This window comes from Pseudoalteromonas sp. P80D2, assembly GCF_036680945.1.
Lineage (GTDB): Bacteria > Pseudomonadota > Gammaproteobacteria > Enterobacterales > Alteromonadaceae > Pseudoalteromonas > Pseudoalteromonas shioyasakiensis.
Genome location: NZ_JAZDAR010000034.1, coordinates 142,725 through 158,749, shown reverse-complemented (window position 1 = coordinate 158,749; position 16,025 = coordinate 142,725). Strand labels below are relative to the sequence as shown.

Below are 16,025 nucleotides of genomic sequence, written 5' to 3'. Positions count from 1 at the left end.
CCATGCAGTACGAACAAGTTAATTAAACCCCGTGTCTACTTTATCGGGGTCAGATCATATCCCTGAAAGCTGACGGCTGATAGCTGACAGCTCTCTAGCTATTTATTCCTGAAAGTAAGTGCCCCAGCCGTCGTATTCAACGTCGGTTTGCTGAGCGAGTGCTTCTAACTTGTCTACGTCTTCCATAATGGCTTCTACGTCAAGTTCACACTCAACAACCACGTCAAAGCTCCACACTTTCTCGCCGTCTTCTAGCTCAAGTTCTGCAGGTTCTTCAACATCGTAACCTAGTTTAAAAGCGGCTAAAGCGGCTTGCTCTAACTTTTCAAAATTTTCGCTAACAAAGTGGTGTTCCACTTCATAAAGTACTTCAGGATCTGAGCCATCTTCAAGTAATGAAGTAACGATGTCTTCAGTAATTTCGCGCCAATTTTCCATTATTTGTTTCTCACTTGAGCATCTAATTCAGTTATTTTAGCAGCCATAATCTGATGAACATGTGAAGCATGGTCACGAGCAGATACGTCTTTATCAAGATAAATCGGCGCTAACATTTCGAGGTAAATTGTACCATTATCCCAGCGATTTAGCTTAATAGTTTTGTGCGTTGTACTCATACAAACCGGCACTACTGGCACATCAGCACTCATTGCTGTATGAAATGCCCCAGTTTTGAAGGGTAATAAACCACGGCCATAGCTTCTTGTTCCCTCAGGAAACATCCAAACCGATAAACCTTTTTGTTTTATTTTCTCAGCCGATTTAGAAATTGTGCCTGCCGCTTTTGAGCGGTTAGCACGGTCAATTAAGATATTTCCCGATAACCAATATAGCTGACCAAAAAACGGGATCCATTTGAGGCTTTTTTTACCTAGACTTACGCAATTCTCTGGCACCATGGCTGGTAAAGTGAATAGGTCATAGTTATTTTGATGATTTGCTACATAGACAGCAGGACCAATATTTTTTGGAGTCTCGTGATATTTAAGCTCTAGTTTGACACCTAAAATTTTAGCTACCTTGCAAAACCAACCTGCAATAATATGCACGTTATTAGTATGAAACGGCTTCACAATGCATAAAAGCAGCCCAAAAACACAGCTCAAAACAATGAATAACGCCATGAAAATTATGCGAAAAATAGCTAACAAACGAATTCTCCTCGTACTAATCAGCGCGCATTATAACGTGAAAAATACCATTTCCATAGCTTTAAGCGCACATGTGTACGCTTAAAATTTCATAACGTTTTAACAATAAAAAGGCCTGCAATTGCAGGCCTCTGGTTTTTACTCTGTTACTTCGCTTGGCGACTCATCACTATCATCTGTTTGAGTCACTTCGACTACAGCCTCATCAACTCGCTGCAGACCACGGGGTAATTTGTTACCACGTCTACCGCGTTCACCATGATAATGCTCAAGATCAGCCGGTTTCAGTGTCAGTTTTCGTTTACCTGCATGCAGGGTTACGCTACTGCCCGCAGGCACCACAGCCAGTACTTTTACAAACTCTTCACGGGCTTGCACTTTCGCACTTGGGATAGAAATAATCTTATTTCCTTTACCCTTACTAAGTTTAGGTAAATCACGCAGTGGGAATAACAACATGCGGCCTTCGTTAGAAATTGCCATACAGTAATCTGTTGCTACATCAGTTACTCTAATTGGCGCGAGTAATTCACCGCCTTTAGGAACACTGACCAGCGCTTTACCGTTTTTGTTTTTACTCACCAGATCTTTAAAGTCGCTTATAAAGCCATAACCTGCATCTGAGGCCATTAACAACACTTGGTTGTCTTCTGCCATCACCACATGCTCAAAGTTGGCTCCTGCGCTTAAGTTAAAGCGCCCTGTCATTGGCTCACCTTGGCTTCGAGCTGAAGGTAAACTGTGTGCATCAGTAGCAAAAGCACGACCACTTGAATCTAAGAACACTGCTGGTTGGTTACTTTTACCTCGCGCTGAGGCTTTATAGCTGTCGCCTGACTTATAACTTAGCCCTTCAACATCTAAATCATGACCTTTACCAACACGTGCCCAACCTTTTTCAGATAACACAACGGTCACTGACTCTGAAGGGATAAGGTCTTTTTCACTTAACGCTTTCGCTTCAACACGCTCAACAACTGGTGAGCGACGATCATCGCCATACATTTCAGCCGCTTCTTGAATTTCTTTTTTCATCAAGGTCGACATACGACGCTCTGAACCAAGCGTTTGCTCTAACTTGTCACGCTCAAGGGCAAGCTCATCCTGCTCACCTTTAATCTTGAACTCTTCAAGTTTTGCTAAATGACGTAGTTTTAACTCTAAAATCGCTTCCGCTTGAATATCTGTTAAACCAAAACGCTCCATTAATACAGGCTTTGGTTTATCTTCAGTACGGATAATTTCGATAACTTCATCAATATTTAAAAAGGCCGTTAATAAACCTTCTAAAATATGTAAGCGAGCTAATACTTTATCTAAACGGTGCTGTAAGCGACGGCGAACCGTTTCACGGCGGAACGTTAACCACTCAGTTAAGATACTACGTAAATCTTTAACTTGCGGACGACCATCAAGGCCAAGCATGTTTAAGTTTACGCGGTAGTTCTTTTCTAAATCTGTAGTTGCAAATAAGTGTGCCATTAATGGCTCAGCTTTAATGCGGTTTGAACGCGGTACAATCACGATACGAGTTGGGTTTTCGTGATCAGATTCGTCACGTAAATCAGCAACCATTGGCAACTTTTTAGCATTCATCTGCGCTGCAATTTGCTCAAGTACTTTTGCACCTGAACACTGATGAGGCAACGCAGTGATCACTATGTCACCTTGCTCTTCAGTGTAAATTGCACGCATCTTGATAGAACCACGTCCGGTTTGATAAATCTTACGAATATCGTCTTTCGGTGTGATGATCTCAGCTTCTGTTGGGTAGTCAGGCGCATGCACTAACTCAAGCAACTCTTCGATTTCTGTCTTTGGCTTATCAAGTAATAAACAACAGGCACTAGCAACTTCACGCACATTGTGTGGTGGAATATCGGTTGCCATACCTACTGCAATCCCCGTTACACCATTAAGTAAGATGTGTGGTAAACGCGCAGGTAACACCATTGGCTCATCAAGTGTACCGTCAAAGTTTGCGGTCCAATCGACAGTGCCTTGACCCAGTTCTTTTAGTAGAACTTCTGAGAACTTAGATAAACGCGCTTCGGTGTAACGCATTGCAGCAAATGATTTAGGATCATCAGCTGCACCCCAGTTACCTTGACCGTCCACCAGCGGGTAGCGGTAAGAAAACGGCTGCGCCATTAACACCATCGCTTCGTAACATGCACTATCGCCATGGGGGTGGTATTTACCCAGTACATCACCCACGGTACGGGCTGATTTTTTATATTTTGCTTGCGCCGATAGCCCCAGCTCGCTCATTGCATAGATGATACGACGCTGTACAGGCTTAAGACCATCACCTACATGAGGTAAAGCACGGTCCATGATGACGTACATTGAGTAGTTTAAGTAGGCGTCTTCAGTAAAGCGCCCCATTGTTTGTTGTTCTACGCCTTGCATCAGCAAGGTATCTGTATCACTCATTAACGCTTACCTATTTTTTCTTAGCACTAACGCGATAGATCACATTAGCAAAGTCGTCTGAGATCAATAAGCTGCCATCTGCAAGTTCTGCAAATGCAACCGGGCGACCAAATGTTTCTTCGTTTTGCATAAAGCCTGTGATGAACGGGGTGTAATTAGTAATACGACCTTGTTCAACATTTGCTAGCATCACTTTATAGCCTGATTTTTTACTACGGTTCCACGAACCATGCTCAGCAACAAAAAGCTGCTCTTTGTATTTAGCAGGGAACTGCTTACCGTTATAAAAATGAATACCTAGAGGAGCAACATGAGCACCAAGTGCAAGGGCTGGCGATTTGTAGTCAGCAATACTTTTACCTTTGCCAAACTCAGGGTCTAAAATCGCCCCAGCGTGAACATAAGGGAAACCATAATGCGCGCCCTCTTCACCTTCACCAACACGGTTAATTTCACAAGGTGGCATGTCATCGCCCATCATGTCACGGCCGTTATCACTAAACCAAAATGCATTCGTTGTTGGGTGATAATCAAAACCAACTGAGTTACGAACACCTTTGGCGATGGTTTTAATTTCTTTTGTATCCACATCTAACGAGAAGATGCGGCCGTATTTGTCGTCTTCCGCACAAATGTTACATGGCACACCCACTGGCACAATTAGCTCACCGGTTGGCGCAAAACTAATAAACTTCCAACCATGGTGACGATCAGTCGGAAACTTGTCGTATACCACGTCAAACTTAGGATCTTTTAGGTTTTTGTCTACGTCTTTAAAACGAATGATACGTGACACTTCAGCCACATATAAATCACCATCTTTAATCGCTAAACCTGATGGCATTTCTAGGCCAGTAGCAATGACAATCTTTTTATCTGCAACACCATCACTGTTGTGGTCAATCAGTGCATAAACATTACCTGCTTTACGCGAACCTGCGTAAACAATGCCTCTTTTTGATACCGCAATTTGACGCGCGTTTTCAACATCATCGGCAAACAGGCTTATAGAAAACCCATCAGCAACTGTTAACTTATCAAGAATATCTTTTGCCATTACAGGCGCTGATAACAAGCTCAGCGATAATAATGAGGTCAGTAGTTTTTTCATTTTTGTCTTGCCCTTTAATTCTTTGCTAGCAACTAGGTTGCTACACCCTTTATTAAACTTCTGCGCGGTTACCGTGATCTTCTAACCATTGGCGACGGTCTGACGAACGTTTCTTCGCAAGTAGCATATCCATCATTTCCATGGTTTGCTCTTCTTCGTCTAAGGTTAATTGCACTAAACGACGCGTATTAGGATCCATGGTGGTTTCGCGTAATTGTAACGGGTTCATTTCACCTAACCCTTTGAAGCGTTGAACATTAACCTTACCGCGTTTTTTCTCAGCTTCAATGCGCGCTAAAATACCGTTCTTTTCGTCTTCATCAAGGGCGTAGTAAACCTCTTTACCAATGTCGATACGAAATAGCGGCGGCATAGCTACATACACATGGCCTTGTTTGATAAGCGATGGAAAGTGGCGGACAAACAGCGCACAAAGCAAGGTAGCAATGTGCAATCCATCCGAGTCAGCATCGGCCAAAATACATATTTTGTTATAACGCAGACCAGATAAATCACTTGAATCAGGGTCAATACCCAAAGCGACAGAAATATCATGCACCTCTTGCGATGCTAAAATCTGCCCAGATTCAACTTCCCAGGTATTTAAGATTTTACCGCGCAGCGGCATAATTGCTTGGAACTCACGGTCGCGCGCTTGTTTTGCTGAGCCACCCGCTGAGTCACCCTCTACTAAAAACAGTTCAGTACGGTCATTATCTTGGGCGCTACAGTCAGTTAATTTACCCGGTAATGCAGGGCCTGAGGTAACACGCTTTCGCACAACTTTTTTAGCGGCACGTAAACGGCGCTGCGCATTTGAGATACATAACTCAGCTAATAATTCTGCCGTTTCTGTATGCTCGTTTAACCATAAACTAAATGAGTCTTTCACTACACCAGATACAAATGCAGCACATGAGCGAGATGAAAGCTTCTCTTTTGTTTGGCCTGCAAATTGTGGGTCTTGCATTTTAACCGATAATACGTAGCTACAGCGCTCCCAAATATCATCTGGCGTTAACTTTACACCACGCGGTAATAAGTTTCTGAATTCGCAGAATTCACGCATAGCTTCAAGCAAGCCTTGGCGTAAACCATTAACATGTGTACCGCCTTGTGCAGTAGGAATTAAGTTTACATAACTTTCAGCGATTGATTCACCGCCTTCAGGTAGCCATACAACAGCCCAGTCAGCACCTTCTGTTGAACTTGAAAAGTCACCAATAAACGGCTCTTTTGGTAATACTTCAAAACCTTTAACTGCTTCAACTAGGTAATCTTTTAAGCCTGTTTCGTAATACCATTCTTGGCTTTCTTTGGTTTGCTTGTTGGTAAACTTAATGCGCAGGCCTGGGCATAATACCGCTTTGGCTTTTAATAAGTGATTAAGCTTAGTGATAGAAAAATTAGCTGAGTCAAAATAGCTAGCATCAGGCCAAAAACGCACGGTTGTACCTGTGTTACGCTTACCTACAGTGCCAATGACGTTTAAGTCTTCAACCTTGTCACCGTTTTCAAAGGCCATACGAAATTGCTGCGCATCACGGCGCACAATGACTTCAACACGAGTCGATAGCGCATTTACAACCGAAATACCTACACCGTGTAAACCACCAGAAAACTGATAATTCTTATTAGAGAACTTACCGCCGGCGTGCAGCTTGGTAAAAATAAGTTCCACCCCTGGAATACCTTCCTCAGGGTGAATATCAATCGGCATACCACGGCCATCATCGATAACCTCAAGGGAGTTATCTTCATGAAGGATGACATCTATTTTAGTGGCATGACCTGCCATTGCTTCATCGACACTGTTATCGATAACCTCTTGACCTAAATGATTAGGTCGAACCGTGTCGGTATACATACCTGGGCGGCGTTTTACGGGCTCTAATCCGTTTAAGACTTCAATTGCTTCGGCGTTATAATTTTGCTGACTCATAGTTTTTATATCTTTTATGCGCTTAGCTATGTTTTACGTGATTTTAAGAAAATCTACAATACTTGCAAAGGTTTGTTCGAAGCCGATAAAACTATGATCGCCTCCAAATTCAACGTGTTGCTTACACTGAGAATAATATTTAACCGCCTGCTGAAACGGCAGTACTTCATCGCCCGTTTGCTGTAGCAAATAAATCAATGAAGGGGTGTCTAATTGCGGCAAATATAAGCTGCGCAATGCATCCATGTGACGAGTACCAAGTTCATAGTGACTATCTTGATACGGGTTATAGTTTTCCCCTAAATAGTTATCGAGTAACTCAAATGGGCGAACCGCAGGGTTAATGACCACCGCAGGTATCGAATAACGTTGCGACAAATAGGTCGCATAAAAACCGCCTAATGAACTACCTAGTAATACAGTATCATCATTTAGCAGTTGTTCTAATTGTAAAATTGCATGTAATGGCTCATGAGTTAATCGCGGCACCTGATAATCGACATCAAATTGCGCCATGTGCTCACCAAAACGAACTGCTTTGTAAGATTGCTCAGAGCTATTAAAGCCATGAATATAAATTACTCGTTTAGCCATACTACATCCGTGCTTAACAGTAAGTTTTGTTGCTCATCAATTATTAAGTCGATGATTCGAAATGCGGGGCCTAAATCCTCTTGCTGCCACGCCATAGTGTGTTTGGTAAACTGTATTGAACTGGCAGGTGTCGCATACACACTAAGGTTACGGTAGGTTTGCGTGTACTCATGATGCACATGACCATGAAATACCCCCACACACTGCTCAGTATTAACACAGGTATTTAAAAACTGCGGGCCATTTTCTAGCATATGTTTATCTAGGTAGGCTTGAATAGGCAGCGGGTTATGATGACAAAACACCACGCTAGGTACCTGCCCTACCGCTTGGCTTAATTCATCTAAATGCGTTTGTGTTACCCAACCTGCTGGCGTCGGGCCTTTTGAGTTTGCCAACAGCAACTGCCCACCTAAAAAGGTAATGCGCTTATTGTTTAAAATTTGCGGGCTTGTAAGCTTTTCATATTCACCAAGTTCATCATGATTACCTGGCAACCAAAACACCGGACAACTCAGCGCTGAGTCAGCTATTAATTTAGCAAAAAGCTGGTAAGACTCAGTGCTGTGATCTTGTGTTAAATCACCACCAAATACCACACAATCCACATCGAGCTCAGCAATAGCCTGTAAACAGCGCCCAAAATACGCTGCCGTATTCACGCTAAAGTATTCACCCGTTGTGTCTTTTGATAAGTGGCAATCAGTGATATGGGCAACTTTCAGTGCTGTTTTATCAAAATGGTAGGCGTTACTATACCAAGCCATTATTTACATCCCAATTTAAAACTGCTCGGCCGTTTTCAACACAAGCCACCAGCCAGTCATATAAGAAGGCGTTAAGCTGATATTTTTCATCTTTTTGATGCATATTCGGATTCGGGTAAGCATAGGAAGGCTTGATGCGCTGATGAAAATCATGATGCACAATTTCAGCGACTTTCGCATCATGATACATACGTACCGTTAAATACAAAGGCTTAACCGAAGGTAAATGACCGGCTTCTTGTTTGATAGAAATATCTGTGGTGTATTTTGCTGTATCGTCAACTTTAACCGCAAAAGTGCTGTGCCCTAATTGTACCTTTCGCTCCTGACCTATGCGGCGCTCATTGGGTAATAACTTGAGCGCACGCACGTAATTATGCTCACACAAAGTTAAGTACTTAGGTAAGCTTTGAATATAACGCTGCTGGGCACTGACGTACGACAAAATAATCCCCTATGAGTTTTTCCAATCAGACAGTATACGTTGCTTATTCAGTGCTAACCACTGTAATGAGATAACTGTCGCTGCATTATCTATTTCGCCTTGTTCTAGACGCAGCATAGCTTCATCGTATGACATTACATGGGTTTTGATATCTTCATCTTCATTATCAAGGCCAAAAATACCACCTTGATACCCTGCCAGGTCAGTGCGCGCTAAATATAAATACAAACGTTCAGTGGTGCCGCCTGGGCTTGAAAGATACGACATCATAAATTCCAGCTCGTTAAGCTCAATACCGGCTTCTTCGAATGCTTCGCGCTTCGCTACATCTTCATAATCAGTACTGCCATCTGCCATGCCTGCAATACACTCAAGTAACCAAGGTGACTGCTTTGATGCGAGTGCCCCGATTCTAATTTGTTCGATTAATAAAACTTGGTCAGTCTTAGGGTCATAAGGAAGTACAGCAACAGCATGGCCGCGCTCTAAAATTTCGCGTTTAACTTCTACTGATTTACCACCAGCAAACAATGCATGATGAAAGCGGTAAGTATTAATTTTAAAGAAACCATCATAAACACGCTCAATCGGCTTTAACTCTATGTCATCATGATTAAATTGTGAGATTGCTGATATTTTCATTCACTATTTCCTTTGCGTTTTAAGTAAATGTTACGGCCAATTATATTCTGTTACACTTGGACATGCAGATTTACGTAATTTTTTTTTGGTTATTCATTAAAAAAGAGTACCATGGTCACAGTACAAAATTGTCTAAGGACTGAACGAACAATGAAAAAAACACTACTCGCTGCGCTGATCGGTTTTTCAAGCGCACTGACTGCAACAGCTAGTTATGCTGAAGACTTACTACAAGTTTACGAGATTGCGACAGCAAACGATCCTACCGTACTTAAAGCAAAAGCCCAAGCAGATGCACAAGCCTATGAGAGCGATCGCGCGTTAAGTGCACTATTACCACAAATTGGTCTAAGTCTTGGTTACCAATCAACCAAATCAGATCTTTATGAAGGTAATGATGCAACAGGTTATACAGGATATGACTACGAGCCTGATGAATTTAGCCGTGGTATTAGCTTAAGCCAAACACTGTTTGATTTAGGTGCATGGAATTCACTGGGTATTGCAGATAAACAAGCATTACAAGCAAACGCTCAGTATGATTTTGCTCGCCAAGACTTAATCGTGCGTGTAGCTGAGGGTTACTTCAACGTTTTAAGTGCAATCGATAACCTTGAGTTTGTTCAAGCAGAAAAACGTGCCATCGAGCGCCAATTACAACAAACTAAAGAGCGTTATGCCGTAGGTTTAACAGCTATCACTGACGTACACGAAGCGCAAGCTCAGTACGATAACTCTGTTGCACAAGAAATCGTTGCTAAGAACAGTGTTGAAACAGCGCGTGAGCAACTTCGCGAAATCACTGGTAAATACCACGCGAAATTAGACATGTTGAATACTGAAACGTTTTCAACTGTTGCACCTAAAAAGCAGTCAACTGACTACATTGAAATTGCAAAAGACCAAAACTTAAATCTGCAAGTTTCAAAAGTAACGGTTGATATTGCTAAAGATCAAATCGATTTAGCAAAAGCTGGTCACTATCCGAAGCTAACATTAAGCGCTTCATACGGAGACAGCCTAACTGATCTAAACAGCAACTCACACCAACCACGCGAAGACAGTGCAAGTATTGGTGTTAACTTCAGCCTACCTATTTACTCAGGTGGTGCAACAACAGCAGCGACAGATCAAGCACGCGCTTTCTATGTTGCGGCAAGTGAAGATTTAGAAGCAAGCTTACGTGCAGTAACTCGCTCGGTTATCACATCGTACAACCAAGTAGTGTCTGACATTGCTACTTATAAAGCGCTACAACAAGCTGTTGTTTCTGCTGAAAGTGCGCTTAAAGCAACTGAAGCAGGCTTTGAAGTTGGTACACGTACTATCGTAGACGTACTGATCAGCACGCAAAACCTTTACAATGCAAAAAGTAATTTAGCAAACGTTCGTTACCGCTATGTTGTTTCAACACTTCGCTTGAAACAAGCTGCTGGTACACTAACTAGCGAAGACCTTGTTGCAATTAACCAAGGTTTAAAAGAAATCTAAGCATTTCTTCTATAAAGTCCTTATCGTAAAGCCAGCCTCGTGCTGGCTTTTTTGTATTTTTATAGACATACAGTTAAACTAGCTTTTTTATTTTTAGAGATTTTTTTGTGGTTAGTTCTTCTCCTTTTAAAGCGTCTTTTTTAGGCCCTCGTTACTGGTTAACTTGGATTGGCGTGTTCTTTTTATATCTTATCTCTTGGTTACCACATAAATTACAATTAGCACTTGGAAAACTGCTTGGTCGTCTAGTACACCGTTTTATGAAACGTCGTCGCCACATCGCGGAGGTAAATATCCGTTTATGTTTTCCTGATATGCCAGAGCATGAACAACGCGAATTAGTTCGTAAAAATATGGAAAATACCGGTATTGCAATGATGGAAACCGGCATGGCTTGGTGGTGGCCCCAATGGCGAATCAATAAAGTGTTTGGTTCTGTTAAAGGCCTAGAACACTTTGAAAAAGCTCAGCAATCAGGTAAAGGTGTGCTGTTACTTGTGCCACATTTTTTACACCTAGAAATGGCGAGCCGTATTATGGGTGTAAAACACCAAGGTATTGGCTTTTATCGCCCGCATAACAACCCTTTAATGGAATATTTCACGACTAACGGTCGTCTTCGTTCTAACGAATACTTAATTGGCAAAAAAGATGTTAAAGGCTTACTGCAAGCGCTTAAAAATAAAAAGGTTTGCTACTATTTGCCAGATCAAGATTACGGCCGTAACCGCTGCGAATTTGCGCCTTTTTATGCGGTAAAAGAAGCAGCAACAACAACAGGAACGCTGTTATTTTCAAGTAGCCGTAACTGCGAAACAGTAAGCTTAACGAGCCGTCGTGATGAAGAGGGTCGCTACCATCTAGAGGTATTACCTGCACTTGAAAACTTCCCAAGTGGCGATGACCTTGCAGACGTTACCCACGTAAATCAGCGTATGGAACAAGCTATCGATTTAGCGCCTGAACAGTATATGTGGCTTCACCGTCGCTTTAAAACTCGCCCAGATAAGAATGCACCTTCTTATTACAAGTAGAGTGACATTTTGCTGTTTGTATGGTTTTATAAAGCTAATCAACAACAAGAGTATTAGAAATGTGGTTTTGGGTTAAGCATTTATCATTAGCTGTTATTTTGATTGCTGCTGCTATTTACTTTTTATTTGGTAGTGGTCCAGTAATGGACATTAAAGATACCAAAAATGCTGCAGCGCAAGGATTATCGCGCTTTTATGCGGCGCTACGTAACCAAGTAAATAACAAGAATAATGAGCGCGATAAATACGTTCTTAAATTACCTACGCCAGAAACCAGCTTAGATGTCGCACTTTTTGAACGCGAAAAGGTCGTAGAGCCTTCATCACCTAACTGGACTGGTGATATTCAACCGCGCCGATTTGAAAACGGTAACACCTTAAAAGATGTACTCTCTGACTATGCCCGTCACGAAGATATCGTACTGTACTGGTATTTAAGCAAAGACTATGTTGTAAAAGATCATTTTCGTGTTGATAGTAACTTTGTTTCAACCCTTTATCAGGTTGGCCGCGCCATCAACGATGATTTCGAAAATGAGGTTTACACCTATTTTTGCTTTAAGCAAAGAGCCGCAGTTATCACTGAGCTGCCCTCTGCTTATGTGCGCGAAAACTGCCGTCGCTTAAAAAGCTAAAACACCTGCTGCCACGCCTGACTTACTAAGTCGATGTGCTGAGTTAACTCAGCACGAGGCGCACAGCGTCCCTGCTGATTCAAACTCATTACATGATAACGTGAACGATAGGCAATATACGCAGCCACTAATTCTTGCTGCATTTGCTCAGTAATACAGCCTAAACGTGCAGCATCAGCTAAAATACGAACATTGTCGGACCAGGTCGTTAGCTCAGAGTGCTGCATAGCATTATTTAGCACCAGATACTGAGTGATAAACTCAATATCTGTGATACCGCCCCTATCTTGCTTTAAATCAAACAGATCATCATTGCCTTTAGCAAGGTGAGCACGCATTTTTTCGCGCATCTCAACGACATCAGTCTTTAGCTTCTCATTATCGCGGGCTTGGCACAAAACGTCTTTGCGGATTTGTGCAAAACGCTCTCGCAACGAATCTTGCCCATAAATCATGCGTGAACGAACCAAAGCTTGATGTTCCCAGGTCCATGCTTGAGTTTGCTGATAGTGGTAGTAACTTTCTAAATTAATAGCTAGTAAACCCGATGCCCCTTCAGGACGTAAACGAGTATCAAGCTCATACAATATGCCTGACGCAGTTCGCGTGTTGAATAGATGCATTAAACGCTGCGCAAGCTTTAAGTAAAACTGACGCGAGTCAATCGACTTATCACCATCGGTATAACTGCTGCCATCGTGGTTATGCACAAATACCAGATCTAAGTCTGAATCGTAGCCAACTTCAAAGCCGCCAGTTTTACCGTAAGCAATAACCGCAAAGCCCTTTTCTTGATCTGAGGTATTCGCTGGCCGACCAAAGCGCTCAACACATGCATGCCATGCAATATTGACCGCTTGCTCTACAATAGCCTCAGCAAGCGCAGTAAGATGATCACTTACCTTCATCACACTCAGTACACCGGTTGCATCGGCTGCTGCAATGCGTAACTGATGCGTTTGTTTAAACTGACGAAGTGCTTCCATTTGCAGCTCTAAGTCGCCATGCTCAATACGTAAGAAATACTGCCTAATTTCATCTTTGTAAGCAGATAAAGGCGTTGGTTTATAGAGCACCTGCGGATCGATCAGCTCATCAAGTAAAATTGGGTAACGAGAGATATGCTCGCCAATCCATTTACTATGGCAGCAAAGTGCCACCAGTTGATTTAAGGCACCTGGGTTTTCGTATAACAGCTCTAGGTAAGCAGTTCGTGAGATGATCTTGTTCAGCACTTGGCAGATCATGGTAAAAGCATCGCTACTGGCTTTTGTAACTGTTAGCTGTTTAAGTAAAAGGGGCATTAATTTATCGAGGATATCACGACCTCGACTGCCAATTTTCGCCTTAGTTAAGCGCGCTTTAAAATCTTCAAGCGCCGCTTGCCAGTCAAGATTCGGCTCACACATTAGGCTTACATCTGTCATTTCCCAAGCGCTAATGTACTCACTTTCACACGGATCCGCCGTTTCGCTTTCAAAGCCAATCACTTGTTCAAACTCACCATGGACTTGAGACATGGTCTGCTCAATGCTAGTTAAACACTGATCAAAATCATCTTTATTGAGCAAATAGCATAAACGCTGCTGGTTTAACTCATCATCAGGCAAAGTTTGCGTTTGCTTATCATCGAAAATCTGCAGGTATTGTTCAATTTGTCGTAAGTCTAAATAGTTTTGTGTTAATAACTCAGCTTCTTTATTCGACATCACTTGGTTGTTAACCAGCTCTTTTAAAGCAACCAGTAATGACTGAGTTTGTAGGTTAGCTTCACGGCCGCCTCGAACCATTTGCAGCGCTTGTACTACAAACTCTACTTCTCGAATACCGCCAGCACCTAATTTAATATTGTTTGTAAGGCGCTTTCGGCGCACCTCTTGGGCAATCATTTGCTTCATCTTGCGCAGCGATTCAATCACCGAAAAATCTATATAGCGGCGGTACACAAATGGCCGTAGCAATTCATAAAACTCATCCCAATAACGGTTTTCAGTACCAATTAATCGCCCTTTTAGCATGGCGTAGCGTTCCCACTCACGTCCTTGTTCTTGATAATAATCTTCCATTGCATGAAAGCTCATTACCAAAGGCCCACTTTCACCAAATGGGCGCAGGCGCATATCGACTCGAAATACTTGGCCATTTACCGTGGTTTGGTTAAGCGCCATAATTAGCTTTTGCGCCACTTTGGTATAAAACACCTGGGCTTCAATGGATCGGCGCCCCCCTTGCGTTGCAACATCGCGAGGATAAGAGAAAATTAAATCTATGTCAGATGAGTAGTTAAGCTCTCCCCCACCAAGTTTGCCCATACCTAAAACTAACATTGGCATTGCATTACCGTCATCATCAAGCGGCATACCACTGACTTTTGCGACCTGCGCAAACGCCCACTGATTAGCACTATCGATAAGCTGGTTTGCAAGGGCCGAGATATAAGCGATGCTATCGGCAATTGGGTTTGCACAGCACAAATCAAGAAAAGCCACCTTCAACCAGTACTTTTCTCGATACAAACGTAGCTTTGCCAGCGCAGCATTGTCATCCAGTTCATTGATTTCAGAATTACTTAACGGAGCTTCAACTGCACGATTAGCAAGCTCTTTATCATCAAGTAACCAGTCTTTTAAATCAGGCTGAGATTGTAAGCAGTTCCACGCAAAGTCACTTAAAGACAGCAAGTTAATAATTTTTTGTTGCTCAGTTTGCCCCTCATACAAGCTCGCGAAGCGGGTTTGGCCTAACTGATGAAGTGACTCGGGAAGCGCGTGTAAATTACTCATTAAATACTCTCTTTTAACTTGCCAATAACCGTACTAGAATGATTATCAAAGAATTATTTAGCAGGGACCTGCATGTCATATTTATCACTATCTAACACTAGTTTAGTCGCGATTGCTATTAGTTTCGCTGTAATTTGCGTCACTATAGTACTGCTACGTATTCTAACGCAAATCAAAGCAAAACAAGCGCTTAAAGAAGAGCTTGCGCAACATGATAACTTTGCCATGGGGATCAGCTTTGCCAGCGAAATTATGGTCGTTATAGCCACCATCGCTTATATATTCGATGAAATTAGCTTAAGTGCAGCCCAATCTAATCCGCTAAAAGTACTTTTACTCATTGTGCTGTTATTTGCCTTTATAAAAATAGGTCATTTAATTCATCGTAAATGGATTTTGCATCGCTTTAATGAAGAAGCAGCCATACTCAAACAAAATGTTTGCGCCGCCTTGGTCGATTCAGGCATGTTAATCGCTAACTGCATTATCGCTCTTGGCCTTTATAACTGGTGCCATACCCAAGGTTACAGCAGCTTATTGATCGCCACTGTGAGCTTTTTTGTGCTGCAAGGTATGTTTGCCCTTGATAGTAAAATTCGTGAATATCGCTTTGCAAAAGCCAACCAAGGTGCATCACTACAAAGTAACTTTAACCTTGAAAATACCTCTATTGGCATTCGCTACGCGGGTAAGTCTATCGGCCTAGCACTTGCGGGCTATGCTGGTCTTGCCAGTGCATCATTTATTAGTGGTAAGATGGTAGAAAATTTATTCACTCTAGTATCTCATTGCGGTGCAATGTGGGTATTGTTATATATTTTGAGCTACATTATAAAATATATCTCTCTACCTAATATCGACACATCGTTAGAAGTAGATCACCAAGATAACATTGGCATAGCCTGTATAGAGTTTGCCGTTTTCGGTGCAATAGGCTATTTACTAATAAGTATGTTTTCAATTTGATACGGAAGTATTTGAATCGTGAGGCATT

General features: G+C 42.2%; 14 protein-coding genes. 4 read left to right on the top strand and 10 right to left on the bottom strand.

The window, feature by feature from the left end; all coding sequences use genetic code 11:
• Positions 1-102: 102 nt before the first annotated feature.
• The 9 genes from rraB to VRK28_RS09635 all read right to left on the bottom strand — a co-directional run bounded on the left by rraB (position 103) and on the right by VRK28_RS09635 (position 9,088).
• Entirely contained in the window at positions 103-438 is a 336-nt protein-coding gene (gene rraB / locus VRK28_RS09675; RefSeq protein WP_054552644.1) for a ribonuclease E inhibitor RraB, read from the bottom strand.
• Positions 438-1,124: a 1-acylglycerol-3-phosphate O-acyltransferase gene (locus VRK28_RS09670; RefSeq protein WP_082389235.1), complete on the bottom strand. Its 687-nt coding sequence runs from the start codon at positions 1,122-1,124 to the stop codon at positions 438-440. The genes rraB and VRK28_RS09670 overlap by 1 nt, the downstream gene beginning before the upstream one ends.
• A 165-nt stretch (positions 1,125-1,289) precedes the next feature.
• On the bottom strand, positions 1,290-3,587 hold the full coding sequence (parC, locus tag VRK28_RS09665; RefSeq protein WP_058586579.1) for a DNA topoisomerase IV subunit A: 2,298 nt from the start codon (positions 3,585-3,587) through the stop codon (positions 1,290-1,292).
• Between the two features lie 10 nt (positions 3,588-3,597).
• Positions 3,598-4,698: a PQQ-dependent sugar dehydrogenase gene (locus VRK28_RS09660; protein WP_058586580.1), complete on the bottom strand. Its 1,101-nt coding sequence runs from the start codon at positions 4,696-4,698 to the stop codon at positions 3,598-3,600.
• Positions 4,699-4,750: 52 nt separating this feature from the next.
• Positions 4,751-6,640: a DNA topoisomerase IV subunit B gene (gene parE / locus VRK28_RS09655; RefSeq protein ID WP_332393846.1), complete on the bottom strand. Its 1,890-nt coding sequence runs from the start codon at positions 6,638-6,640 to the stop codon at positions 4,751-4,753.
• A gap of 33 nt (positions 6,641-6,673) precedes the next feature.
• Positions 6,674-7,234 (bottom strand): YqiA/YcfP family alpha/beta fold hydrolase, encoded by a 561-nt coding sequence (locus tag VRK28_RS09650; protein WP_055021196.1) that lies wholly within the window; start codon positions 7,232-7,234, stop codon positions 6,674-6,676.
• Entirely contained in the window at positions 7,219-8,001 is a 783-nt protein-coding gene (locus tag VRK28_RS09645) for a metallophosphoesterase (protein ID WP_332393844.1), read from the bottom strand. Before VRK28_RS09645 ends, VRK28_RS09650 begins: the two co-directional genes overlap by 16 nt.
• A complete protein-coding gene (locus VRK28_RS09640; RefSeq protein ID WP_054562727.1) occupies positions 7,988-8,446 on the bottom strand; it encodes a DUF1249 domain-containing protein in 459 nt (152 codons plus the stop codon). Before VRK28_RS09640 ends, VRK28_RS09645 begins: the two co-directional genes overlap by 14 nt.
• Before the next feature lie 9 nt (positions 8,447-8,455).
• Positions 8,456-9,088, bottom strand: coding sequence for an NUDIX domain-containing protein (locus VRK28_RS09635; RefSeq protein ID WP_054562728.1), 633 nt, complete (start codon positions 9,086-9,088; stop codon positions 8,456-8,458).
• Between the two features lie 150 nt (positions 9,089-9,238).
• Between VRK28_RS09635 and tolC the strand changes: the two genes are divergently transcribed.
• From tolC to VRK28_RS09620, 3 genes are all read left to right on the top strand, one after another.
• Positions 9,239-10,579 carry an outer membrane channel protein TolC gene (gene tolC / locus VRK28_RS09630; protein ID WP_332393842.1) on the top strand — a complete coding sequence of 447 codons (1,341 nt, stop codon included), beginning with the start codon at positions 9,239-9,241 and terminating at the stop codon, positions 10,577-10,579.
• Positions 10,580-10,686: 107 nt separating this feature from the next.
• Complete coding sequence (gene lpxL, locus VRK28_RS09625; protein WP_054562730.1) at positions 10,687-11,613, top strand: LpxL/LpxP family Kdo(2)-lipid IV(A) lauroyl/palmitoleoyl acyltransferase; 927 nt, start codon at positions 10,687-10,689, stop codon at positions 11,611-11,613.
• A gap of 59 nt (positions 11,614-11,672) precedes the next feature.
• Entirely contained in the window at positions 11,673-12,248 is a 576-nt protein-coding gene (locus VRK28_RS09620; RefSeq protein ID WP_054562731.1) for a TcpQ domain-containing protein, read from the top strand.
• Here the strand turns inward: VRK28_RS09620 and glnE are convergent.
• Positions 12,245-15,031, bottom strand: coding sequence for a bifunctional [glutamate--ammonia ligase]-adenylyl-L-tyrosine phosphorylase/[glutamate--ammonia-ligase] adenylyltransferase (gene glnE / locus VRK28_RS09615; RefSeq protein WP_332393838.1), 2,787 nt, complete (start codon positions 15,029-15,031; stop codon positions 12,245-12,247). The genes VRK28_RS09620 and glnE overlap by 4 nt on opposite strands.
• Before the next feature lie 72 nt (positions 15,032-15,103).
• Here glnE and VRK28_RS09610 point away from each other — a divergent pair, with 72 nt between their 5' ends.
• Complete coding sequence (locus VRK28_RS09610) at positions 15,104-15,997, top strand: DUF350 domain-containing protein (RefSeq protein ID WP_054562733.1); 894 nt, start codon at positions 15,104-15,106, stop codon at positions 15,995-15,997.
• Positions 15,998-16,025: the final 28 nt, after the last annotated feature.

What these genes read in the sequence shown, in the direction of transcription:
- rraB (WP_054552644.1), bottom strand. Translation starts at nt 438, where the DNA reads ATGGAAAATTGGCGCGAAATTACTGAAGACATCGTTACTTCATTACTT.
- VRK28_RS09670 (WP_082389235.1), bottom strand. Translation starts at nt 1,124, where the DNA reads ATGGCGTTATTCATTGTTTTGAGCTGTGTTTTTGGGCTGCTTTTATGC.
- parC (WP_058586579.1), bottom strand. Translation starts at nt 3,587, where the DNA reads ATGAGTGATACAGATACCTTGCTGATGCAAGGCGTAGAACAACAAACA.
- VRK28_RS09660 (WP_058586580.1), bottom strand. Translation starts at nt 4,698, where the DNA reads ATGAAAAAACTACTGACCTCATTATTATCGCTGAGCTTGTTATCAGCG.
- parE (WP_332393846.1), bottom strand. Translation starts at nt 6,640, where the DNA reads ATGAGTCAGCAAAATTATAACGCCGAAGCAATTGAAGTCTTAAACGGA.
- VRK28_RS09650 (WP_055021196.1), bottom strand. Translation starts at nt 7,234, where the DNA reads ATGGCTAAACGAGTAATTTATATTCATGGCTTTAATAGCTCTGAGCAA.
- VRK28_RS09645 (WP_332393844.1), bottom strand. Translation starts at nt 8,001, where the DNA reads ATGGCTTGGTATAGTAACGCCTACCATTTTGATAAAACAGCACTGAAA.
- VRK28_RS09635 (WP_054562728.1), bottom strand. Translation starts at nt 9,088, where the DNA reads ATGAAAATATCAGCAATCTCACAATTTAATCATGATGACATAGAGTTA.
- tolC (WP_332393842.1), top strand. Translation starts at nt 9,239, where the DNA reads ATGAAAAAAACACTACTCGCTGCGCTGATCGGTTTTTCAAGCGCACTG.
- VRK28_RS09620 (WP_054562731.1), top strand. Translation starts at nt 11,673, where the DNA reads ATGTGGTTTTGGGTTAAGCATTTATCATTAGCTGTTATTTTGATTGCT.
- glnE (WP_332393838.1), bottom strand. Translation starts at nt 15,031, where the DNA reads ATGAGTAATTTACACGCGCTTCCCGAGTCACTTCATCAGTTAGGCCAA.
- VRK28_RS09610 (WP_054562733.1), top strand. Translation starts at nt 15,104, where the DNA reads ATGTCATATTTATCACTATCTAACACTAGTTTAGTCGCGATTGCTATT.